General features: G+C 62.6%; 20 protein-coding genes and 1 other RNA gene. 9 read left to right on the top strand and 12 right to left on the bottom strand.

The annotated features are described in order from the left end of the window. Positions 1–3: 3 nt before the first annotated feature. The gene (locus tag OLZ32_RS29040; protein ID WP_003541296.1) at positions 4–618 is read right to left on the bottom strand and encodes a LysE family translocator; all 615 of its coding nucleotides are present in this window, start codon (positions 616–618) and stop codon (positions 4–6) included. 145 nt (positions 619–763) lie between these two features. Between OLZ32_RS29040 and pdxR the strand changes: the two genes are divergently transcribed. Continuing rightward, positions 764–2,272, top strand: a complete 1,509-nt coding sequence (gene pdxR / locus OLZ32_RS29035; protein WP_264398800.1) for a MocR-like pyridoxine biosynthesis transcription factor PdxR — start codon at positions 764–766, stop codon at positions 2,270–2,272. Here the strand turns inward: pdxR and miaA are convergent. Continuing rightward, positions 2,269–3,165: a tRNA (adenosine(37)-N6)-dimethylallyltransferase MiaA gene (miaA, locus tag OLZ32_RS29030; RefSeq protein ID WP_264398799.1), complete on the bottom strand. Its 897-nt coding sequence runs from the start codon at positions 3,163–3,165 to the stop codon at positions 2,269–2,271. The two genes, pdxR and miaA, sit on opposite strands and share 4 nt — an antisense overlap. On the opposite strand from miaA, the gene serB reads away from it, so the two are divergent. Further along, the gene (gene serB, locus OLZ32_RS29025) at positions 3,164–4,054 is read left to right on the top strand and encodes a phosphoserine phosphatase SerB (RefSeq protein WP_264398797.1); all 891 of its coding nucleotides are present in this window, start codon (positions 3,164–3,166) and stop codon (positions 4,052–4,054) included. The two genes, miaA and serB, sit on opposite strands and share 2 nt — an antisense overlap. Before the next feature lie 319 nt (positions 4,055–4,373). Here the strand turns inward: serB and OLZ32_RS29020 are convergent, their stop codons facing one another. From OLZ32_RS29020 to OLZ32_RS29000, 5 genes are all read right to left on the bottom strand, one after another. After that, positions 4,374–6,113 (bottom strand): Do family serine endopeptidase, encoded by a 1,740-nt coding sequence (locus tag OLZ32_RS29020; RefSeq protein WP_264424188.1) that lies wholly within the window; start codon positions 6,111–6,113, stop codon positions 4,374–4,376. A 292-nt stretch (positions 6,114–6,405) separates the two neighbouring features. After that, positions 6,406–7,347: a protease modulator HflC gene (gene hflC / locus OLZ32_RS29015; RefSeq protein ID WP_003541308.1), complete on the bottom strand. Its 942-nt coding sequence runs from the start codon at positions 7,345–7,347 to the stop codon at positions 6,406–6,408. Between the two features lie 2 nt (positions 7,348–7,349). Then, on the bottom strand, positions 7,350–8,444 hold the full coding sequence (gene hflK, locus OLZ32_RS29010; RefSeq protein ID WP_003541310.1) for an FtsH protease activity modulator HflK: 1,095 nt from the start codon (positions 8,442–8,444) through the stop codon (positions 7,350–7,352). 143 nt (positions 8,445–8,587) lie between these two features. Next, positions 8,588–9,112, bottom strand: coding sequence for a dihydrofolate reductase (locus OLZ32_RS29005; RefSeq protein WP_003541313.1), 525 nt, complete (start codon positions 9,110–9,112; stop codon positions 8,588–8,590). A 13-nt stretch (positions 9,113–9,125) separates the two neighbouring features. After that, a complete protein-coding gene (locus tag OLZ32_RS29000) occupies positions 9,126–9,920 on the bottom strand; it encodes a thymidylate synthase (protein ID WP_026159957.1) in 795 nt (264 codons plus the stop codon). 111 nt (positions 9,921–10,031) lie between these two features. Here OLZ32_RS29000 and ssrA point away from each other — a divergent pair. From ssrA to OLZ32_RS28980, 4 genes are all read left to right on the top strand, one after another. After that, positions 10,032–10,394, top strand: a transfer-messenger RNA (tmRNA) gene (ssrA, locus tag OLZ32_RS28995). A gap of 127 nt (positions 10,395–10,521) precedes the next feature. Continuing rightward, positions 10,522–11,037, top strand: coding sequence for an SspB family protein (locus tag OLZ32_RS28990; RefSeq protein WP_003541317.1), 516 nt, complete (start codon positions 10,522–10,524; stop codon positions 11,035–11,037). Between the two features lie 49 nt (positions 11,038–11,086). Beyond that, positions 11,087–11,281 carry a DUF4169 family protein gene (locus OLZ32_RS28985; RefSeq protein ID WP_264399914.1) on the top strand — a complete coding sequence of 65 codons (195 nt, stop codon included), beginning with the start codon at positions 11,087–11,089 and terminating at the stop codon, positions 11,279–11,281. 154 nt (positions 11,282–11,435) lie between these two features. Further along, positions 11,436–11,660, top strand: a complete 225-nt coding sequence (locus OLZ32_RS28980) for a ribbon-helix-helix domain-containing protein (RefSeq protein ID WP_003541322.1) — start codon at positions 11,436–11,438, stop codon at positions 11,658–11,660. 92 nt (positions 11,661–11,752) lie between these two features. Here the strand turns inward: OLZ32_RS28980 and OLZ32_RS28975 are convergent, their stop codons facing one another. From OLZ32_RS28975 to OLZ32_RS28965, 3 genes are all read right to left on the bottom strand, one after another. Beyond that, positions 11,753–15,469 (bottom strand): AsmA family protein, encoded by a 3,717-nt coding sequence (locus OLZ32_RS28975; protein ID WP_264399913.1) that lies wholly within the window; start codon positions 15,467–15,469, stop codon positions 11,753–11,755. 202 nt (positions 15,470–15,671) lie between these two features. Beyond that, the gene (locus tag OLZ32_RS28970) at positions 15,672–17,084 is read right to left on the bottom strand and encodes an FAD-binding oxidoreductase (RefSeq protein WP_017988926.1); all 1,413 of its coding nucleotides are present in this window, start codon (positions 17,082–17,084) and stop codon (positions 15,672–15,674) included. A gap of 266 nt (positions 17,085–17,350) precedes the next feature. Continuing rightward, complete coding sequence (locus OLZ32_RS28965) at positions 17,351–18,385, bottom strand: aldo/keto reductase (RefSeq protein WP_264399912.1); 1,035 nt, start codon at positions 18,383–18,385, stop codon at positions 17,351–17,353. Positions 18,386–18,477: 92 nt separating this feature from the next. Between OLZ32_RS28965 and OLZ32_RS28960 the strand changes: the two genes are divergently transcribed. Next, on the top strand, positions 18,478–19,380 hold the full coding sequence (locus OLZ32_RS28960; RefSeq protein WP_264399911.1) for a LysR family transcriptional regulator: 903 nt from the start codon (positions 18,478–18,480) through the stop codon (positions 19,378–19,380). Between the two features lie 256 nt (positions 19,381–19,636). Beyond that, positions 19,637–20,731 (top strand): AbrB family transcriptional regulator, encoded by a 1,095-nt coding sequence (locus tag OLZ32_RS28955; protein ID WP_264399910.1) that lies wholly within the window; start codon positions 19,637–19,639, stop codon positions 20,729–20,731. Here OLZ32_RS28955 and OLZ32_RS28950 read toward each other — a convergent pair. Next, entirely contained in the window at positions 20,691–21,602 is a 912-nt protein-coding gene (locus tag OLZ32_RS28950) for an AraC family transcriptional regulator (protein ID WP_264399909.1), read from the bottom strand. The genes OLZ32_RS28955 and OLZ32_RS28950 overlap by 41 nt on opposite strands. A 45-nt stretch (positions 21,603–21,647) precedes the next feature. On the opposite strand from OLZ32_RS28950, the gene OLZ32_RS28945 reads away from it, so the two are divergent. Then, positions 21,648–22,055, top strand: coding sequence for a DUF2000 family protein (locus OLZ32_RS28945; RefSeq protein ID WP_003541335.1), 408 nt, complete (start codon positions 21,648–21,650; stop codon positions 22,053–22,055). Positions 22,056–22,104: 49 nt separating this feature from the next. Here OLZ32_RS28945 and OLZ32_RS28940 read toward each other — a convergent pair whose 3' ends face one another. Beyond that, on the bottom strand, positions 22,105–22,770 hold the full coding sequence (locus tag OLZ32_RS28940; protein WP_003541337.1) for an OmpA family lipoprotein: 666 nt from the start codon (positions 22,768–22,770) through the stop codon (positions 22,105–22,107). Positions 22,771–23,187: the final 417 nt, after the last annotated feature.

Here is a 23,187-nt window from a genome sequence, read left to right as displayed (position 1 = left end):
CGGTCAATGTGAGAACAGAAGGCGCGATCCGGCGCCCGCGAAGAAGACGGCGAGACTGCCCTCGATCCATCGCCGCGCGCGGGCGTAGCCGCGCACCATCGGCGCCGTCGAGAACAGCACGGCATAGCCGGTAAATATCGAGATCCCCAACAGCACGCAGCCGCCGAAAGCCGTGACGGCCATCTCCGGCGAAGCGCCCGGCTTGAGGCCGAGCGACATGATCGCGACCCAGGCCAGAACCGCCTTCGGATTGCCGAGATGCATCAGAACGCCGCGACGATAGAGCGCGCCGAGTTGCGCGGCAGGCCGCACGGCCTCGCTTGCCGGCCTATCCGGGGCGACCGCCGAGCGGGCCGCCCTCCAGGCGAGCCAGAGGAGGTACAATCCGCCTGCGATCTTGAGAAACAGCAGGGCATGGGCATAGCGGACCAGCAGTGTCGAGATGCCGGTAACAGCAACCAGCCCCCAGCATGTCGACATCGTTATAACCCCGGCGGCAAGGGCGAGCGCCGGTCGACGCCCTTGCCGCATCGCCACATTCATGATGGCCATATTGCTTGGTCCGGGACTGCCTGCAGCGATTGCGTAGGCGATGTAGACGACGAGAAGATCCTGCATTTGCATTTTTTCCAGAAGTTTGCGCCCGCACGCCCCACGAAGACGAAGAATGCGCCTTCGGGGAAACGCCAATCCGCTTCCTTTTCTTTGAAAATTGGTCCACCATGAAGCTCCATTTTGAATAATTTCTATGGACCATTTTGCGATGTCCAAACGGCGTAGCACCATCGAAATACCTTCCCTCGAAGCGATCGAGCGAACGGCCAACGTCGGCCGCCAGCTTGCCCAGGCCCTGCGGAACGCGATCGCCTGCGGCGAGCTGAGGCCAGGCGAACGCCTTCCGTCGACGCGCAGCCTTGCGGCTTCGCTGAAGATCGCGCGCGGCACCGTCGTCGAAGTGTTCGATCAGTTGACCGCCGAAGGTTATCTCGAAGCGCGGGTCGGAGCCGGAACCCGTGTTGCCGCTGATCTGATCGACGTAACGCCAGCGCTCGCGCCTCAGCCGGTAGCGCCGTCGAGCGCAGATGCTGTCGACCTGCCTTCCCAGGCTGCCCGGCTGATCGCCATCGCCCGTGCGCTCACCCCTCACCCGCCCGTTCCCTTCGCCATCGCCGTCCCGGCTTGCGGTATTGCGCCCGACGACAACTGGCGCCGGCTCGGCAACCGCGTGCGCGCGTCGCGACAGGCCGCACCTTCGGGTTACCACGACCCCATGGGCTTGCTCGAACTCAGGCTAGCCATTGCCGACCACGTCCGCCGCGCGCGGGCCGTTCATTGCGAGCCGGAACAGGTCATCGTCACGTCAGGCACCCAGCAAGGCCTCTATATGGCGGGCCGGGTCCTTCTCTCGCGTGACGATCCGGTATGGGCCGAGGACCCGGCCTATCCCGGCCTGACGGCCGTGCTCGACGATCTCGGCGTACGGACGCACCGCCTGCCGGTCGATGCACAGGGAATGAACGTGGAACGCGGCCTCGAGCTATGTCCACAGGCGCGCGCCGCATTCGTGACCCCTTCGCACCAATATCCGATCGGGATGCCGCTCAGCATGGCCCGACGCAATTCCTTGATCGCCTGGGCCGACCAAAATCGCGCCTGGATCGTCGAGGACGACTACGACAGCGAGCTGCGTTATTCCGGACACCCGTTTCCCTCAATGCAGGGATTGCGTCCGTCACGCGTCATCTATCTCGGCACGTTCAGCAAAGTGCTCTTTCCTTCCCTACGCCTCGGCTACGTGATCGCCCCTCCTCCGCTCGCAGAAGCCTTTGCCGGCGCCCGTGCCATTCTCGACCGGCATTCGCCGACCGCCGAACAGCACGTTTTGGCGGCCTATATGCGCGAAGGCTCTTTCGAAGCGCATATCCGGCGCATCCGTGGCCTCTATGCCGAGCGCCGCGCTGTTCTGCTCTCGGCGCTCGATCAGGCCTTGCCTGAGGGCTGCCGCATCCAGCAGAGCGACCAGGGCATGCATATTCTTCTGTGGCTGCCCGAGGAGGTTGACGACGTGCAACTCTCAGCCCGCGCCCTCGCGGCCGGCCTCGCCGTGCGGGCGATCTCCCCGATGTATGCCACACGGCCGGCCCGCCCCGGCCTGATGCTGGGTTTCGGCGGATTTCTGCCGGACCAGCTGCAGGTGGCGGTCGCCGAACTCGTCAAGCTGCTGAGCCGGCAGATGTCTCAAGCAGGAGGGCCGCAACAAGCTGAAGCCTAAATCGTCAGCCGCTCCCAGCTATCGTCCATCTGGTTGCGGAACCATGTCATTTGCCGCTTGGCATATTGCCGCGTCGCCGCAGCCCCCTTCTCCAGCACCTCGCCGCGCGTCATCTCGCCCGCGAGCATCGCCGCAATCTGCGACACGCCGATTGCTTTCATCACAGGCGCCTCGGCCGGCAGATCGAGCGCAAGCAGCGCCCTCACCTCGTCTTCCGCGCCTTGCTGCAGCATCTTTTCGAAACGGCCGTTGATGCGCTGATGCAGCACTGCTCTGTCCGGCAGCACGACGATCTTGCGGGCCTCATCGGCGTCGATCACCACCGGTCCCGACCGGCCCTGGAAATCGGCGATCGACCGTCCCGTCGCCTTCATCACTTCGAGCGCCCGGACGATGCGCTGCCCGTCCTGGCGGTGGAGGCTTGCCGCCATGGCGGGGTCGGCCTCGGCAAGTTCGGCATGGAGCCCGTCCGGCCCCTCCTCCAGCAGCCGCGTCCTGAGTTTCTGCCGCAGCACCTCCGGTATCTCCGGCATATCCGAGAGACCGCCGGTCAGCGCCTTGAAATAAAGCCCAGTGCCGCCGACGAAGACCGGCAGCCGTCCTGCGTCCCTCAGCCCCGGTAGGAGTGTCGCGACATCCCGCAGCCAGGCGCCTGTGGAATAGGCCGCACCTGCCGGCACGTGGCCGTAAAGATGATGCGGCACACCCTGCATCTCCTCTTCCGATGGGCGCGCGGTCAGCACGCGCAGCGTGTCGTAGACCTGCATGCTGTCGGCGTTGACAACCGCGCCGTCATGACGCTTGGCCAATTCGACGGCGAGCGCGGACTTGCCGCTGGCGGTTGGCCCGGTTATCAGGATCGCGTTCACTGTGCTCAGAAGGTTTTCCATCATGGCCCTCGTTGCCACGCTTGTTGCCAATCCGTCAAATCCCGTATTGACACCCGAAATCGCCGAACAGGCGGCCGAGGCCGTGAACGCTTCCGGTCTCTACTGGCTGGCCGATGGCGTTGCCTGCGACATCGCACTGCGCGACGGCACCGATGCGCAAGCGGCCGAGGCCAATATCCTTGCCGTCATATCAGGCGCGCCCATCGACCTCGTTATCCAGGAGCAGGAGACCCGCCGCAAGAAGCTGCTGATCGCCGATATGGATTCGACGATGATCGGCCAGGAATGCATCGACGAGCTCGCCGCCGAAGTCGGCCTGAAGGAGAAGGTCGCGACCATCACTGCCCGGGCCATGAACGGCGAGATCGCTTTCGAGCCTGCCCTGCGTGAGCGTGTCGCCCTGCTGAAGGGGCTGCCGATATCGGTCGTCGACGAGGTCATCGCCAAGCGCATCACGCTCACCCCGGGCGGTCCGGAACTGCTTGCCACCATGAAGTCGAAAGGCCATTACACCGCGCTTGTCTCCGGCGGCTTCACCGTCTTCACCAGCCGCATCGCCGCCACCCTCGGCTTCGACGAGAACCGCGCCAACACGCTGCTCGAAGACGGCGGCATCCTCTCCGGTTTCGTCGCCGAACCGATCCTCGGCAAACAGGCAAAAGTCGATGCGCTGAACGAAATTGCGGCAAGCCTCGGCATTTCGCCGGAAGAAGCGATCGCCGTCGGCGACGGCGCCAACGATCTCGGCATGCTGCACCTTGCCGGCTCCGGCGTCGCCCTCCACGCCAAGCCCGCTGTTGCCGCCGAAGCGCAGATGCGCATCAACCACGGCGACCTGACCGCACTGCTCTACATCCAGGGCTACCGGAAGACGGACTTCGTAACGGCATGAAGGCGATACCAGCGACATTCTCGAAATCGGGGCCGATTGCTGGTGGCTCGTACGGAAGGGCAACCTCCGTAAACCCGCTAAATAGCCTGTCACCTCCGGACCTTTACGCCAACGGTCCCGTTTCGAAAGGCCGCCCGGCGCACCCTCTCCGCCCTCATTCCTGTGCTCGTCACAGGAATCCAGCCACCGCGCGTCTGCGCGGTGAGTGACTTACGTCAGGGGAGAAGATTCTTCTGCGCGCACCTCATTCCTGTGACAATCACAGGAATGAGGGAGAGTTGGAGACCACGGCGGCTAATTCACTGCCGCCGTAGCTCCCTTATTCCATCGGCACCGCCACGAACCGCAGATCGCCATTCGCCGATGCGATCATCAGCTGAGCGTTGCGGCGGCCTTCCTGTTTCAGCGCCTGCACCTTGGCGGCGATAGCATCCGGCGACTTCATGAACTCCTGCGCCACCTCGACGATCACGTCGCCGGGCTTCAGCCCCTTTTCGGCGGAAGCGGAGCCGGGCGTCACTTCCGTCACGACGACGCCATCGACGCTCTCGGCGATGCCGAAGGCCTTGCGCGTTTCGGCGCTCAACAGCGACAGCGACAGCCCGAGCACGTTCTTCGGCGTGGCCGCATCCGGCGACACCTGGCCCTTATGCTGGTCGGGTGTATCAGGTGCAGGCTTGGCCTGATCGCCGGTGTCAGGCTGGTCCATGTCATTGTTCTCGCCGGGATCCGGAGTGATCACGCCGTCGTCCTGCGAGCCATCGGGTACTGCATCGCCGGATGCAGCCGCCTGATCGCTGTCCTCGAGCCGGCCGAGCTTCACCTTGACGGTCTGCTCCTTGCCGTCGCGCAGCACCACGACATCGACTTCCTTGCCGACCGTGCTTTCCGCCACGACGCGCGGCAGGTCGCGCATTTCGCTGACGGTCTTGCCGTCGAATTTCAAGATGACGTCACCCGCCTTGATCGAACCGTCGTCGACGGGGCCGCCCTTGATGACGCCGGCGACCAGCGCACCTTTTGCGGTGTCGAGCCCGAGGCTGTCGGCGATATCGTCTGTCACCGGCTGGATACGCACACCGAGCCAGCCGCGCCGGGTCTCGCCATATTCGCGCAGCTGATCGACGACGCCGGAAGCAAGCTCCGACGGCACCGAGAAGCCGATACCGATCGAGCCGCCGCTCGGTGAAATGATCGCCGTATTGATGCCGATCACTTCACCCTTCATATTGAAGAGCGGGCCGCCGGAATTGCCCTTGTTGATCGCCGCATCCGTCTGGATGAAGTTGTCGTAGGGACCGGCATTGATGTTGCGGCCACGCCCGGAAATGATGCCCACCGTCACTGAACCACCGAAGCCGAACGGATTGCCGATCGCCATCACCCAATCACCGATGCGCATCGTGCTGGAATCGCCGAATTTCACGGATTTCAGCGGCGTCTTCGGCTCGACCTTCAGCACCGAAAGATCGGTCTTCGTATCGGTGCCGATCAGCTTCGCCTTGAGCTTCGAACCATTGGCGAAATTGATCTCGATATCGTCGGCGCCCTCGATCACGTGATTGTTGGTGACGATATAACCGGCCGGATCGATGACGAAACCGGAGCCAAGCGAGCTGACATTGTGGTTGCCGCCCTTGTTACCCTGCTGCTTGTTGAAGAAGTCATTGAAGAATTCCTGGAAAGGCGAGCCGTCGGGGGCGCGGGGCGCCGGACCCGCACCCTCATCGTCCTTCACCTTCTGCGAGGTCGAGATGTTGACCACGGCGTCGAGCAGCCCCTCGGCGAGATCGGCGACGGAAGCCGGGCCGGTGTTGGGCACGGCGGCCTGGATCGGAGCGGTCTGCTGCGGTGCGGCGGGTGCGGGAGGAGTAGGAGTAGGAGTAGGAGTAGGAGTAGGAGTAGGAGTAGCCGGAGCGGGTGCCGTAACCCCGGGTGCGGTCGTCTCAGGCGCGGTTTGCGCATAGGCAATCCCGCTCACGCCGGCTTGCGCCAGGATTGCGGCGCTGGCCATAAGCGCGAGCGTTCGTCTGAAGGGCGAGCGAATCGTGGGGGCCATCAAGCTTCCTCATAAGGGGTGCAATGCACACATTGAGCATCAGCATAAGGCGGAATGATGGAGGGTGAAATCACCTTTTCGCGAAATCCCCGTGCAATGTGACGTGGCCTCGCAAAAGCCGGATATACTCGACCTCAGGCACCACCGCTGCCGGTCGGAAGACCCGCGATCGCCGCTTGGAAACGGAGGGCGGCAGCCTCGCTATCTTTAAAAAGCGAGGGGCCGGTGCGAGACCAGCCCCTCGATGATGCGAAAGAATGCGGACCCGAGGAGTCCTGTATTCAACAGATTGTCAGTTCCCCGGCTGGGCCGGTGCGCCCGGCGCCGGCAAAGCCGGAGCGGGCGCTGCCGGAGTACCTGCGGAGTTGTTGAAATAGCGGAAGAACTGCGAGTCCGGCGAAAGCACCAAAGTCGTATCCTGCGACGAGAGCGCCGAGGAATACGCCGCCATCGAGCGATAAAACTCGAAGAAAGCAGGATCGCGCGAGAAGGATTCGGCGAAGATGCGGTTGCGTTCCGCATCGCCCTGACCCTGCAGGATTTCGGACTCGCGCTGTGCATCCGCAGTCAGCTCGACGACCTGGCGGTCGGCGATTGCGCGGCGACGCTGGCCCTCTTCATTGCCCTGTGCCCGCAGCAATTCGGCTTCCGCCAGACGCTCGGCCCGCATGCGGTTGAAGGTGCGTTCGGAAACGTCCTGCGTCAGATCGGTGCGGCTGATGCGCACGTCGTCGAGCGTGATGCCAAGCGTTTCCGCATCGGCCTGCAGCTCGTTGCGCACCTCTAGCATCATCGCCACGCGCTCCCTAGAGAGTGCTGCTTCGATGCTGCGCACGCCATAGACCCGGCGCAGCGAGGAATCAAGACGGGTGCGAAGCCGCGCTTCCGCCGCCTCCCTGTCGCCCGACACCGTTTCGCGGAACCGGCGCGCATCATTGATGCGGTAGATGATGAAGGCATTCACCTCGTAGAAGGCGCCGCCCGAAACCTGGACGCGGATATTGTCGAGGTTGAAGCGCAATTCCTGCTTCTGGACGTATTGGACGCGATCGGCATCGGCAAAGGAGAAGGGCAGCTTGAAATAGATGCCCGGATCGGTCTTCACCGATTGGATCTCGCCGAAGCGAACGACGATTGCCTGCTCGCGGGCATTGACCACGAAGACCGAGGAATAGATCCCGGCCAGCACGACCGCAAGAATGATGAGAATGACGGGAAGTCTGTTCGACATCATGATCAGCCTCCCTGCTTCTGCGTCGGTCTGCCGATCTCGTTGAGAGGCAGATAGGGCACGACGCCCTGCTTGTCGTCGATGATCACTTTCTTGGAACCCTTCAGCACCTGTTCCATTGTTTCCAGGAACAGCCTCTGGCGCGTCACGTCAGGCGCCTTGGAATATTCGTCGTAGATCGAAATGAAGCGCTGCGCTTCACCTTCGGCCTCCTTGACGATCCGGTCCTTGTAGGCCGCAGCATCTTCCCGGATGCGGGCCGCGTCACCGCGTGCCTGGCCGAGCTTCTGATTGGCGTACTGGTTGGCTTCTTCCACGAGACGCTGCTTGTCCTGGTCGGCGCGCTGCACTTCTTCGAAGGCATCGGCCACTTCACGCGGCGGAGCGACATCCTCGATCGTCACGCGGTTGATCGCGATGCCCGCGCCATAGCGATCCATCGTGTCCTGGATGATGTTGCGCACCTCGGTCTCGATTGGCCCGCGATTGTCGCGGAAGGCATCCTGCGCCGGCCTGCGGCCGACGATTTCGCGCATCGCGCTTTCGGAAACCTGCTGCAGCGTTTCAGCCGGATTTTCGAGACGGAAGAGATAGGATTTCGGATCGTTCACCGTATAGAGCACGGAGAACTGCACATTCACGATGTTCTGGTCGCCGGAAAGCATCAGCCCGGCCGTCGAATTGGTATTGTTGCGACCGCCGATATTCTGCTGCTGCTCGGTGACCTTGACGATCTCGACCGAGTCCATCGGCCAGAGATGGAAATGCAGGCCCGGCATCGACACCGCTTCACGCGGTTTGCCGAAGCGCAGTTCGACGCCGCGCTCATCCGGCTGGACGGTATAGACGCACTGGATCAGCCAGAAGACCGCGACGATCGCCACGACGATCACAGATACGCCACCGTTGAAACCGCCGGGAATGATATTGCGCAGCTGATCCTGGCCGCGCCGGATGATGTCTTCCAGATCGGGCGGGCCGCCCTTGCCACCGCCACCGCCACGCGGCCGGTTCGGCCCCTGTCCCCATGGTCCCTGATTATTATTACCGCCGCCGCCGCCCCAAGGGCCGCCGCCGCCATTCTGATTGCTCCAGGGCATCAAAACCTCGTTGTTCGTTAAGTCTCCCACGCACCTGGAACCGTGGGGGCTGACCGGCAGGTGCGTTGGTGACCGTTATAGGTATCGCCGCATCGGCTTTCAACGCAGCGTGAGAAACTTGGTCAATTTAATTGGAAAATAGTTCATTTTCGGGCGTGGCGGCGTTCGTAGACGACGAAACGCGTGGGATAGCTGTCCTTCTCGCCGGCCGGAATCGCGACCGCCCCCCCCGCCTGCCAGATTTCAGGGTCGATTGCAGGAAACGACGCGTCGCCCTCGATATCGGCCTCGACATGGGTGATGCACATCCGGTCGGCCAGATCGATCGCCTGGGCATAGACCTGCCCGCCACCGAGGACGCAGATCTCGTCGACGCCGGTCTCAATCGCCAGCCCTTCGGCAATCTCTATCGCTTCCGGCAGCGAATGCGCCATCCGGACGTCAGCATGGTCGATCACAGCCTGTCGAGAGATCACGACGTTCGGCCGTCCCGGCAACGGCTTGCCGATCGAATCATAGGTCTTGCGGCCCATCACGACAGGCTTTCCCAATGTCAGCGCCTTGAAGCGCTTGAGATCGCTCGAAAGCCGCCACGGCATGTCGCCGTCGCGACCGATGATGCCGTTGCGCGCCACGGCGACGAAGATGGTTCTGCGGATGATGGCCATGGAATGTCCCGGATCAGACGGCGATCGGCGCCTTGATGCTGGCATCGGCCTCATAGCCGATCAGCTCGAAATCATCGAAGGTGAAGCCGAAAATGTCTTTCACATCAGGATTGATGCGCATGAAAGGCAGCGGCTTCGGCCGGCGCGCCAGCTGCAGCTTCGCCTGGTCGAAATGGTTGTGATAGAGATGGGCGTCGCCGAGCGTGTGGACGAAATCGCCAGGCTTCAGCCCGGTCACCTGAGCCACCATTATCGTCAGCAGCGCATACGAGGCGATGTTGAACGGCACGCCGAGGAAAATATCGGCCGAGCGCTGGTAGAGCTGGCAGGAAAGCTTGCCGTCAGCCACATAGAACTGGAACAGGCAATGGCAGGGCGGCAGCGCCATTTCGTCCACTTCGGCCGGATTCCAGGCCGAGACGATATGGCGGCGCGAATTCGGGTTGCCGACGATACCTTTGACGAGATTGGCGATCTGGTCGATATGGCCGCCGTCGGGCGCTGGCCAGGAGCGCCACTGGGCGCCGTAGACCGGCCCGAGATCGCCGTTTTCATCGGCCCATTCGTCCCAGATCGAAACGCCGTTCTCCTTGAGATAGCGGATATTCGTTTCGCCCTTCAGGAACCAGAGAAGCTCGTGGATGATCGAGCGCAGATGCAACTTCTTCGTGGTAAGGACGGGAAAGCCCTCTTCGAGGTCGAAGCGCATCTGGTAACCGAAGACCGAGCGCGTGCCGGTGCCGGTGCGGTCGCCCCGGTCGGAGCCCTTTTCCATCACATGATTCAAGAGATCGAGATATTGCTTCATGTCGCGCTGATTCCGTTTCGGCCAATTTAAGCCTTCGGAACCGGGAAACCAATCACCGGCGGGCATTTTCCCAATGTTTCTGATGGGTCGCATAACGCTTTTATGACGTTTGCCCTTTCCTTGGGCTGAGGAAACCACTATATCAGCCTTGCCGGCTTTCGGGTCGGCTATGGCGATAAATGAGCGGTGTAATAAACCTATTGGACCCGGGGGCGGTACCCGGCGCCTCCACCAAAAACCGGCGGCCTTAAAGGCCGGCTTTTGATGGGGGCGAAACAGGATCGACAAGGGTGTAAAGATCGTCTTTTTGCTCGGCATTGTACCGCCGTTATCGGGCTAAAATTGTAGTTGCAAACGACAACTATGCGGAAGCTCGTCTCGCTGCTTAATCGCGGTGTGACACTTCAATCAAAGTCCTAGTGGTTCGCACCTCTAGGCGGGGTCCGAAGGCACCTGGCAACAGAAGCCTTCACCTTCTCCCTGCCGCCGAAATCATGTATGTTGCTTAAAAACGTGACTCGGCTCCGGTCTTTCCCAAGGCGCCCGGACGTGGCATACAACCTTGTGAAAAGACTCCGAACCGACGAAAGACAGGAAAAGCATGGGGCAGGATCATATCCGCTACGACATTCTGGCACAGGATGCACTTCGCGGCGTCATCCGCAAGGTATTGGCGGAAGTCGCAGCCACGGGCCGCCTGCCCGGTGATCATCACTTCTTCATCACCTTCCTCACGGGCGCCACTGGCGTGCGGATCTCCCAGCACCTAAAGTCGAAATACCCCGAGCAGATGACCATCGTCATCCAGCACCAATTCTGGGACATGAAGATCACCGAGACTCATTTCGAGATCGGTCTTTCCTTCTCAGACGTTCCGGAAAAGCTGGTCATCCCATTCAATGCGATCCGCGGCTTCTACGATCCCTCCGTCAACTTCGAGCTCGAATTCGACGTGCCGCTCGCCGATGGCGAAGAATTGCCGTCCGGAGAAATCACCGCCTATCCGGTGGATGCGGCAGGAAAGCCCGATGACGCCGCAGGCGCAAAACCCGCCGACGGCGAGGAGAAGAAACCGGGCTCCGTCGTCTCGCTCGACTCCTTCCGCAAGAAGCAGTGATTTGAAGGGAGGCCAAGCCTCCCTTTTTCGTGAGGGTTCAGTCAACCGCATGAGCGCCGAATTCATCAATCTGCGCCAGTTCCGCAAAAAGCAGGCTCGCTCCGAAAAGGAGAAGCAGGCCGAGCAGAACCGCATCTCCTTCGGCCGCACCAAGACCGAAAAGCAACTGACCCGCAGCCTGAACGACAAGGCCGACAAAGCCCATCGCGACGGCCGGATCGAGACGGATGACGACGGCGCGTGACGCTTTCACGCAAAGCGTGAAAAGCTGGAATGGATTCTGCGATCAGCCACTTGCGCCCTTTCCTTGAATCGATCTGCCAACCCACGCTTAATTTGATAGAGGGTCCGGAACGCGTCTCGGACGCGCTGTGCTCCGTCCGGGATGTGAAGGCTCCATGATCCGCAAGCATTCGGCGACATTGCACGGCCATCGCACCAGTTTCTCGCTGGAGGATGAGTTCTGGACCGAGCTGAAGACGATTGCCGCAGCCCGTTCGATATCGCTCGCCGCCCTGATCTCCGAAATCGACGACCACCGCCCACCGGATAGCAACCTGTCCTCGGCGCTGCGCTTGCATGTGCTTTCTTGGCTGAAGGCCGGCGGCGGCCACCAGCCTTGATGCATGCCGCTCAAAATTGCATAGCGATTTGGCACGACATCAATGAAAACAAAGACCTGAAGCGTCTTGCATGAATCAAATTCTATGCGCTTTCACTGCGCCTGAACGCCCGGCAACTGATCGAAATTAAGCGGACCGGGCTGCGCTTGCCCGCTGCGCCGTGCTGCTTCGGCCTCGGCAGCGGCCCTCGCCTGCGCATCCGCGTCCGCCTTCGCTTTGGCTTCCGCCGCGCGTGCGGCCTCCGCCTCGGCAGCAGCCTTCTCGGCGGCTGCTTTCTGCGCCAGCGCGCGCAGCCGCTCTTCCTCCGCCTGCCGTTGCTGCTCGATCTCGGCCGCCTTGATGCGCTCGGCGTCGTTGAACCGGTAGAGCGCCACCTCGCGGCGCAGCCGCTGTTTTTCGAGCACGACCGCCTGCAGCCGCTCGACACGCCGGCGCTCGCGCTCGAAGGCGCGCAGCGACAGATAGCTGGTGATATCGGTCACATCCATCGTCTTGCCGGGCGACGGCAGCATGCCGGAAAAATTCAGCCGGAGTGCCGGCTCGGCGCCGGAAAGCGCTTCCGTGCCAGGATTGAACCCGACACCCAGCGTCGCGCTGATCCGCTCTTCCGGCAGCGTGATCTGCGCATCGGCGGTAATACGGGCCAGATCGTTGGCGACGGTGACATTCTGCACCCTCAGCGTCCCGTCGGCGATGTTGAAGGGGACGCCGAGTGGCGGCAGCTTCGCCTCGCCGTTGCTGAGCAGCGTCTCGATGATCGGATGCACCTTGCCGGCATTGATCTGCTCCTGCATCGTATCGGTCGCGGCTAGCAGCGGCGGCAAGATGGCAAGGTTCAACCCGCGTATGCTGGTATCGCCGAGCCTCAGTTCGCCCGAACCATTGAGCGAGCTGGCGATCTCACCGATCGTCTTGCCCGAGGCCTCCATCGACAGCGACAATCCGAACTTGCCGTTGGCAATCGGCGCGCCGTCGCGCAGCCAGACGACGCCGGAAAGATCGGAGTCGGCAAGCGCAAGCTTCGTCTGCAAGAAACCTGTGCCGCTGGCATTGGTGAACAGCAGATTGCCGGAGAGCTTTCCGCCGTCCCAGTTCCCGGCCATGTCGTTGAGCTGCAGCTCGTCGCCCTTATAGGCAACGTTGCTGGTAAAGTCCGACACCGCCGTTTCCGGCAGGCCGGGCCAGAACTCCTTGGCCGCCAGCTTCACGTTGACGTCGAGATCCTTGAAGATGGGCAGCCCCAGCGGCGCCGTCGTCAGCTGACCATTGGCGGGATCGACGATCTGGCCGAACACCGCCTCGCCGAGCCAGCCTGCATCGGCCTTGGACAGTGTCAGCCCGCCGCTCGCGGTCGTCTTCGCAGCCTTCCGGTCGAAGCTCAGCGCACCGGAAAATTCGTTGTCGGCCGCATGCCCCTTGAGATCGGAAAAGACGATCTTGTCGCTGTCGACGGCGGCATTGACCTGCAGGCCGAACGGCAGCCCGGTTCCGGTCTGTGGCAGGGCGATGCCGTTCATGATGAGATAGGGGTCGATATCGGCGCTGTCGAGCGAAAGCGCGATCTGGCCGTTCATGAAGGTCTCCGGCCGGACGTCGACCTTGCCGTTGGCCATGAACGAGGTCCGGTCGGTCGCAAAGGTCAGCGCCGCGTCGGCGGGATCGCTGCCCGATGCCTTCACCTTCAGCGTCAGCCGGCCATTGGCGCCGACATCGACCGGCAGCGGGTCGAGCCCGGCTTGGCCGAACAGGACTGATGGCACGGCGTTTTCGAGCGTCGCCTCGAGGCTCGTCGTACCGTTGCCGGTCAGCGCCAGGAGATCGGACATGCGGTAATCGAGATTGACGCGGCTGCCGTTCGCCACGCCGGCAAGCGTCACCGTCAGCGCATTGCCCTCGTCGCCGCCGAGCGTCAGTGCGCCGCGCAATGCCGTATTGCCGTACCAGCCGGCGTTGCGCACCAGCCGGTCGAGCACCGGGTGATGCGGCAGGTGCTCGCGCAGCATGGTGAAAAAGCCGCCGGGATCGGCCGATTTGAAGGTGATTTCGCCGGCACCCTTGTAATCGAGCAGCGATCCTTCCGCCCTGCCCGTCGCCGTCAGCTCGGCGCCGGCGATATTCTTAATCGACAGCCGGTCGACGGCAAGCGCCCCATCAGCGATCGTAAACGTGGTCTCGACATTCTCGGCACTGACACCGAAGGCTGTGAACTTGTCGGCCTTGAGCTGGGCGGCGATCTTGTGGTCGAGCACGTTGTCGCCGGCATCCTGGCCGGTCATCAGCCCGCTCAGCGCCTGCAGCGCGTCGAGATCGAGCGTATCGCCGTTCAGCGCTACCGATAGCGTCGGCGTCTGGCCGGAGATCGCCTGGCGCTCCAGCCGACCCTTCAGCGTCGCAGGTCCGATGGCAATCTCGAGATTTTCAAAACGCTGCAATTCATGCGTCAGGCTGACATTGGCGGAAAAGCCCGCCTGCCGTAATTGCCGGATAGCCGGATCGACCGAGCCGGCAAGCCACGAGGCGAGCCCCGACGGCTGGCTGGAGGCCACCACGATCTGGCCGTTGAACGAAGGTTCGCCCTGAAGCAGGAGCTTGCCCTTGCCTTCCACCTGCGTGCGCCCCGGCAGCGTGCCGGTGGCGCTGTCGATCATCCAGCCGGTGCCGGCCGGTTCGAGCTCCAGCTGCACGTCGCGCAGCGTCGTATCGCCGGCGACGATCGCCGGCAGCTTGACGCTCGCCTTGCCCGGCACCTGCGGGATTGGCACCTGCGCGACGATATCGATCAGCGAATTCAGCCGCTGGCGCGCCGAAACAGCGGGATCCCGCATCGTCTTGCCGGACGCCCCCTGATTGCCGATCCGGTTGACGTCGATCTGCTGCCCGTCGGCGGTCAACAGGAATTCCGGCGCATTGCCGGTATCGAGCGTCGCCTCGCCGGTTATGACATAGGGATCGTCCGTCGGGCCGATCTCCATCCGGTATTCGGGGATGCGGATGCGTTCGTTGGTGAGCTCGAAGCGGCCCTTGACGCGCGGCGGCTGCTCTTTCTTGTTGGCGGGCTTGGCGCTGTTGCGGATTTCGATCGCGGCCGAAAGCTGGCCCTGATAGTTCGGCTTGCTGTCGACGAGTTTCAGCTCGCCGTCGAGATCGACGCTGACAGGGTGCTTGTCCGGCGAAAGCCTCGTGCGCATGCGCAGCACGCCCTTCTCGTCCGGCTGACTGCTCGAGATCGAGAAGCCGCCGTGCTCGCCGTCGAGCGCAGCGTCGCCCTCGATGCGCCAGGGGCCGGCCAGCGACTTTGCCGACATTTCAGCGTTGAGACCGGTGATACGACGCGAGCGACCCGACTGATCGTCGATGAATTCGACCTCGCCGCCGCTGACATGCACGTTTTCGAGAACGACGGTCCTTGCCGGTATTTCCGCGCGGCTGCCGCGCATCCAGTCGAGCGTGCCGTCCTTGAGCAATCTCAATCGCACCTTCGGATTGACGACGCGCATGTCGAAGATCAGCGCTTCGCCCGACAGGAAAGGTGCAAGCTCCGCATCCATGGAGAACTGCTCGACCTTGACGATCGGCGTGCCGTCCGCTTCCTGGCCGACGCGCACGTCATGCAGCGTCACCGACGGGAACGGCAGCAGGCGCGCATCCACCGTGCCGTAGACGGTGACCTTCTTGCCGATGATGCGGCTGGCCTGATCCTCGAAATTCTTGCGGAAATCCGTCCAGTCGATGAACAGCGGCGCAAGCAGTGCCACAAACAGCACTACGACGATCACTCCCCCCAGAAAGACGAGGAACCGGCCTACCAATGCAAAGCGTCTCCATTCGGGATTCTGTTGCCGACACTAGAGCATGATGCCGAAAAGTGTGAGCGGTTTTCGGACGACATCATGCTCTAACTCTTTAATTGAGAACAGGATTCAGATTTCAGGGCGAGCCGGCCTGACTTCATCTTGTTCTAGCGCTATTCATGCCGGGGGCAAGACCCAACTTCATGAGAATGTTCCGTTTTCAGCCATGGTGGAAAATCTTGCCGGGATTGAAGATATCGTCCGGATCGAGCGCCTGTTTCACCTGTCGCATCAGATCCACCGCGCCGCCGAGCTCCTGTTCCAGAAACGCCATCTTGCCTTGCCCGACCCCGTGTTCGCCGGTGCATGTTCCGTCCATTTCGAGCGCCCGCCGGTTGAGCCGTTGCACGAAAGCCTCGGCCACGGCGACGCCTTCAGTGCTCCTGTCATCAAACAACAGCAGCACATGGAAGTTCCCGTCGCCGGCATGGCCGACGATCGGCCCCAGCAGCCCATGCTCCTCGATATCCGCCTGCGTTTCGGAAACACAATCGGCAAGCCTCGATATCGGAACACAAACATCGGTCGAAAGTGCGGCAAGCCCGGGCGCCAGCGCCCTTGCAGCCCAATAGGCGTCGTGGCGCGCCTTCCAGAGCTTCGTCCGCTCCTCGGCATTGGCGGTCCACAGGAATTCGCCGCCGCCGCATTCCGCCGCGATCTCGGCAAAGGCTGCCGATTGCAGCGGCACCGTCTCGTCGGTGCCGTGGAATTCGAGGAACAGCGTTGGGCTTTCGGCATAGGAAAGCTTGGAATAGGCGTTGCAGGCCCGCATCTGCACCGTGTCGAGCAGTTCTATGCGCGCCACCGGAATGCCCATCTGGATCGTCATGATGACGGCATCGCAGGCGGCCTTGATGCTCGGAAAGGCACAGGCCCCTCCGGCAATCTTCTGCGGGATCGCCTGCAAGCGCAGCGTCACCGAGGTCAGAATGCCGAGCGTGCCCTCGGCGCCGACGAAGAGCCGCGTCAGATCGTAGCCCGCCGAGGATTTACGGGCGCGCCGGGCCGTGCGGATCTCCTCGCCATTGGCAGTGACGGCGGTGACGGCAAGCACATTGTCCTTCATCGTTCCGTAGCGCACGGCATTGGTGCCGGAGGCCCGCGTCGAGGCCATGCCGCCAATCGAGGCGTTGGCGCCGGGATCGATCGGGAAGAACAGGCCGGTATCGCGCAGGTAGATGTTCAGCGCCTCGCGTGTCACCCCCGGTTCGACGGTACAGTCGAGATCTTCGGGATTGACCTCAAGCACCCGGTTCATGCGGCTGAAATCGATCGAAATACCGCCATTGGCGGCATTGACCTGACCCTCCAGCGAGGTGCCGACACCGAAGCCGATCACCGGCACCTTGTGGGTCGCACAGGCCCTGACCGCCACCTTCACGTCCTCGGCGCTCTCGGCGAAGAGCACACCGTCCGGTAGCTGCGGCGGGATGTAAGTGGTCGTATGAGCATGCTGTTCGCGGAAGGACTGGCCGGTCTGGAAACGCTCGCCGAAGCTCTGCTTGAGAATACCAAGCACCGCGGCAATTCCAGCCTCGTTGCGTGTGCCCGCCTTCGCGTCCTTCAGCGCCATCCCTTTGATCTCCCTGCCATTCCGCAGAAACCATATCGTGTTCCGCAGGCTACAGCGCCGCGCGTCTTTTCAGACGAGCAAAGGACGCTGTAGAACTCTAAAATTGCTGCATAATTTCATCCTTAAATCGATTCCGATTTAAGGAATTATGCTGCAGGCTGGGTATGCGGCAAGTCAAAGCGGCTGTCCAGTTAAGATTGGCAGAAGATTTCATTCCCCTTTTGTTATAGGCCGGTTGCTATAGCCAAGTCCGCCGCCCTCGCACCTCAGACAATCGGCGGATTGAGCCGCGCAAAACCCTCCTGCCTGCGATAGGGAAAATAGGGATAGGGCGCCGTGACCGTGCTGACGGCGTCGAGCCTTTCGATCTGCTCCTTCGACAGGCTCCAGCCGACCGCGCCGAGGTTCTGCCTGAGCTGCTCCTCGTTGCGGGCACCGATGATGACACTCGATACCGTCGGCCGGTTAAGCAGCCAGTTGATGGCGATCTGCGGCACCGTCCGGCCGGTTTCTAATGCGATGGCTTCCAGAACCTCGACGATGTCGAACAGCTTCTCGTCGTCGACAGGCGGGCCGTATTGCGCCGTCTCGTGCAGCCGGCTTGCCTTGGGCAGCGGCTGGCCGCGGCGGATCTTGCCGGTCAGCCGGCCCCAGGCAAGCGGGCTCCAGACGAGAGCTCCCACACCCTGGTCGGCGCCAAGCGGCATCAACTCCCATTCGTAATCGCGCCCCGCCAGCGAATAATAGACCTGATGGGCGACATAACGCGGATAGCCGTGGCGCTCGGCGGCCGAAAGCGATTTCATCAGTTCCCAGCCGGCAAAATTGGAAACGCCGACATAACGGATCTTGCCTGCCGCGACGAGGCCGTCGAGCGTCGACAGCACCTCCTCGATCGGCGTCGAGGCATCGAAGGCGTGAAGCTGCAAGAGGTCGATATAGTCGGTCCCGAGCCGGCGCAGCGCATCCTCGGTGGCGCGGATCAACCGCGCCCGCGATGTTCCCCAGTCCTGCGGCCCCTCGCCCATCGGCAGCGCCGTCTTCGTCGAGATCAGCACAGCGTCGCGCCGGCCGCGGATCGCCTGGCCGAGTACCTCCTCGGACGCGCCGGCCGAATAGACGTCGGCCGTGTCGAAGAGATTGACGCCGGCTTCCAGGCAGATGTCGACGAGCCGCCGCGCTTCCTCGGCATCGGTATTGCCCCAGGCGCCGAACAGCGGCCCGCTGCCGCCAAATGTGCCCGCGCCGAAGCTCAGGACCGGCACTCTGAGGCCGGAGGCACCGAGATTTCTGTAATCCATGGATTTGTCTCCTGTATTTCCTATGAGATAGACCTCAAGCATTCGATGATATAGATTGCCTATCAGCAAATCATCTGTGACTTGAATTCATCATGAGCCGTCAGGACATCAACCGCTCCGGCGAAATGGAAGTCTTCGTCAGCGTCGTCGAGCGCGGTGGCTTTTCCGCCGCCGCCACGGCCCGGCGCATGACGCCGTCGGCTGTCAGCAAGCTCCTCGCCCGGCTGGAGACGCGCCTCGGCGCCCGCCTGGTCAACCGTTCGACCCGCAGGCTGCAACTAACGCCGGAAGGCTGTGCCTTCTACGAGCGCTGCATCACCATTCTTGCCGATATCGCCGAGGCTGAACGTCAGGCCTCGACAGGTGAACAGGCCTTAGGCCGCATCCGTATCAACACCAGCGGCTCTTTCGGCAACCATGTGCTGGCGCCGCTCGTGCCGGCCTTCATGGCGCTTCATCCGGCCGTGACGCTGGATATTTCCCATACCGACAGGATAGTCGACCTGATGGAGGAGCGCGCCGATGTCGCAATCCGCGCCGGCCCCTTGAAGAATTCCAGCCTGATCGCCCGCAAGCTTGGCGCCACCGGCAAGATCATCGTCGCATCGCCGGATTATCTCTCGCGTCATGGCAAACCACGCACGATCGCCGATCTCCGCCGCCATTGCCGCATCGGCTTTTCTTACGCCCGCGCCATAGAGGGCTGGCCGCTGCGCGAAGGTAGCGAAACGGTAACGATCCCGATCACCCCGGGCCTGCAGGTGGGAGACGGCGAAGCGATGCGCCACCTCGCTTTGTCAGGCGCCGGCCTTGCCCGACTCGCCGCCTTCACCCTGCGCGCCGATATCGATGCCGGCCGCCTGGTGCCGGTGCTCGAAGAGGCCAATCCCGGCGATCTCGAGGAGTTCTACGCCGTCTATATGGGCCAGGGCGGCCCGCTGCCGGCGCGTGTACGCGCCCTGCTTGATTTTCTCGCCAGCCAGGTGCGTTTCTGACGGCACCCCGCCCAAAACCGTGTAGCGGCTTTGGAAAGACGAAATGCATAAAAACAACGACTTGAAGCGGTTGGATGAATCAGTTTTGCGCTCCAAGACGCCGAGAAGCCAAATTTCGCAATTGACCGCTCGTCTTCCACCCGCCTATACCGGACCCGCGCCAGCCGGCTCTTGTAGCCGGCATTTCTTTGTCATGCCGGAGCCCTCCCATCTTCAGCCTCAGGGCTTGGCGCCGGCCAGGAAAGACACGGGGATCATGTCATTCAGCGACGCGAGCCGCCTGCTGCGGGATGCCGGCCTGCCGAAATGGGCGCTGCTGCTGGCACTTTCGACCGCTCTCGTCGTCTTCCTCGAACTCTTCGCTCTACCGGCCTCGCTGCTGATCGGACCGATGGTCGCGGCAATCGCACTGGCGTTGACCGTCGGCAAGGGAAAGCTTCGCGTGCCCTTCTGGCCGCTGCAGTTCGGCCAGGTCCTGGTCGGCCTGATGATGGCGCGCACCATCACCCCTGACATTCTCGGCACCATGGCGAAAGACGCACCGCTCTTTCTGCTGTTCATCTTCTCGGTCATCGCCATCGCCACCGGCCTCGGCTGGCTCTTAACGCGCTGGCAGGTGCTGCCGGGGACGACCGCGGTCTGGGGTTCCTCGCCGGGCGGCGCCTCCGCCATGGTCATCATGTCGGAAGCCTATGGCGCCGATGCCCGTCTCGTCGCCTTCATGCAGTATCTGCGCGTGGTCTTCGTCGCCGTCGGCGCCTCTGTGGTCTCGCGACTGTGGGTTGCAGCCGACGGCGCCGAGCCGCCGCCGCTCGTCCTCTTTCCCGAGATCGACTGGCCGGCCTTTGCGGCGACGATGGCTTTTGCTGCCTTTTGTGCCTATGGCGTCCGGCGCCTGCGCCTCCAGGGCGGCACGATCATCGTGCCGCTCTTTCTCGGCGCCTTGCTGCAGGGCATGGGCCTCCTGAAAATTGAATTACCGATGTGGCTGCTCGCCATCGCCTATGCACTGGTCGGCTGGAGCATCGGCCTGCGTTTCACCCGCTCGATCCTCAAGCACGTGGCGCGCGCCCTGCCGAGGGTATCGGCCTGCATCGTGCTGCTGATGGCGCTCTGCGGCTGCATGGCGGTGGCGCTTCACGTCTTCGCCGGCATCGATCCGCTGACCGCCTATCTCGCCACCAGCCCCGGCGGCGCCGATTCCGTCGCCATCATCGCCGCCTCCAGCGATGTCGACGTGCCCTTCGTGATGGCAATGCAGACCGGCCGTTTCCTGGTGATCCTGATGATCGGACCGATGCTCGCCCGTTTCATCGCCCGCCGTTCCGGCCTTGCGGAAAATCCGTTATAGAGCGCGGCGTGGAGTTATGTGCGAGCGCTGCCCATTGGCCGGGCGTCATGCCATAGGCCTTCTTGAAATGGCGGTTGAGATGGCTCTGGTCGGCAAAGCCGGTCGCCGCCGCCACATCGGAAATCCCCTCGCCCGCGCCGATCATCGCCCGGGCCTGCTGCAGCCGCCGCATCAGGAGGTAGCGATGCGGGCTGGTGGCAAAGGCCGCCCGGAAATGCCGCGCCAGCGCGAAACGATCGAGACCCGTCACCGCCTCAAGCTCGCCGGAATTCACTGCCCGGGTCGCATGCGCCTCGAGATAATCCCGTGCCACTCGCGCCTGCCGCCAGGCAACGAGGCCGAGCGGCCGGCTCGGCATGCGCGCATGCCGTGACAGCCCGCCCGTCACCCGCGATACGAAATCGTCGACGAAAAGCGGATCCAGTTCCCGGTCGAGTTCACCGAGTGCTGCCAGCAGCACACCCGCCAGCGCGGGATCGCCGATCACGGGTTCATAGACAAAAGGCAGGCCGACGCCATCCGCCTTCAGGCATTCAAGAAGCAGCGATGGCTCCAGATAGAGCATGCGGTACTGCAGCCCATCCTCCGTCCCCGCCCCGCCATCATGCTCCTCATCGGGGTGCAGCACGATCACCTGTCCCGGCAGGCTGAAGCGCCGCTCGCCGCGATAGCGGAAAGTCTGAACCCCCTTCAGAGTCACGCCGAGCGCATAGGTGTCGTGCCTGTGCGGCTCGAAAGCGTTGCCTGAGAACTGCGCCTCGATGCGCTCGATGCCGGGAAAAGCCGGCGCAGCCAGGATGGCGTTGCCGGATGGTCCCGCGCACAAACGTTCAAGACCTTCGAAGACCTGCGGATGTAAATCCTGGTTCAACGCGCCCGATACTCCATAACCCGTAGATAGGTGAAAGACCGTCCGATGTTTGATACCAAAATTGCCGTCGTCCTGCGAAACAATCTTTCCGGCTGGCAGAAGCTGAACGTCACCGCCTTCCTGATGACGGGCATCGCCGGCCGGCATCCCGAGATCATCGGCGAAGCCTACAGGGACCGCGCCGGCAATCTCTACAATCCCCTATCGATCCAGCCGATCATCGTGCTCTCCGCCGACGAGGCGACCATATCAGCCGTTCACCGCCGCGCGCTGGAGCGCGATATCACCAGCTCGCTGTTCATCGAGGAGATGTTTGCGACCGGCCACGACGCGGCCAACCGCGCCGTCTTCGCAGAATTTGCGCCCGAAGACGCCAAGGTGGTCGGCATCGCGCTGCGCGCCGAAAAGAAGATCGTCGACAAGATCACCAAGGGCGCAACGATGCAGCACTAACAGAAACGGCCGGGCTGAGCCCGGCCGTTTCAAAGGCAGTAAATTCGGTTCAGCCCTGCGTGATCGGCGCGATCTGGATCTCGACGCGGCGGTTCTGCGCTCGGCCGGCCTCACTCGCATTGGAGGCAACGGGTTGCGACGGACCGAAGCCGACGGCGGAGACGCGGCGCTGGTCGATGCCCTGGCCGCCGAGATAATCGGCAACCGAAAGTGCGCGGCGCTGCGACAGGTCCTGATTGTGCTGCAGGCTGCCGGTCGAATCTGTATGGCCGTTGACGTCGATCAGCGTGCGGTTGAACTTGCGCAGTACGATCGCCACCGAATTCAGCGTCGGATAGAAGCCCGGCTTCACCGCGTCCTGATCGACGTCGAAGGTGATGTTCGACGGCATGTTGAGGATGATGTTGTCGCCGTTGCGGGTCACCGAAATGCCGGTGCCTTCGAGCTGGGCGCGAAGCTCGGATTCCTGCTGGTCCATGTAATTGCCGATCGCGCCGCCTGCGAGAGCGCCGACGCCTGCGCCGATCAACGCCGCATTACGCTTGCCGTGGCCGCCGCCGCCGACAGCCACGCCGACGAGAGCACCACCGAGGGCGCCAAGCGCCGCGCCGCCGGCTGTGTTGGAAACCTTCTGTTCACCGGTATAGGGATCGGTCGTCGTGCAGGCGCTGAGATAGCTTGCGGCAATAGCGAGAAGTATGAATTTTTTGATCATGGACAGGACGGTCTCCGTTCGACTGATGCGAGCAAATGGCAAGGATTGCGGCAAGAAAATGAAGATGTTCTCCTGATAGGGCAAATTCGGACGTCGAAACACAGCCATGTTGCGGGAATGCGCTGATATCACCAGTTTTAGCCGATGACCGCCCCTGCGCGGCCGGCAAGGCACACCGACAGGCTTCGCGGCAAGGTACAACGATCCGCGCTCATGGTGAGGAGGCGCGAAGGGCCGTCTCGAACCACGAGGGCGGGTGGCCGGGTGGATGGGGCTACATGCCGAGATCATCGGATGGAGCGCCGGTGGCCAGCCTCGCCCTTCGAGGCTCCTACGGGGCACCTCAGAATGTGACTGGAGAGAGGCATGCGGCACTCAGCGATCCAGGGATCGCGCCTGATTTCCAATCGCACTCTT

Origin of the sequence: Rhizobium acaciae (assembly GCF_025941625.1) — a bacterium.
Lineage (GTDB): Bacteria > Pseudomonadota > Alphaproteobacteria > Rhizobiales > Rhizobiaceae > Rhizobium > Rhizobium acaciae.
Note: the sequence above shows the minus strand (reverse complement) of the source record. Positions and strands in the feature narration are given on the sequence as shown.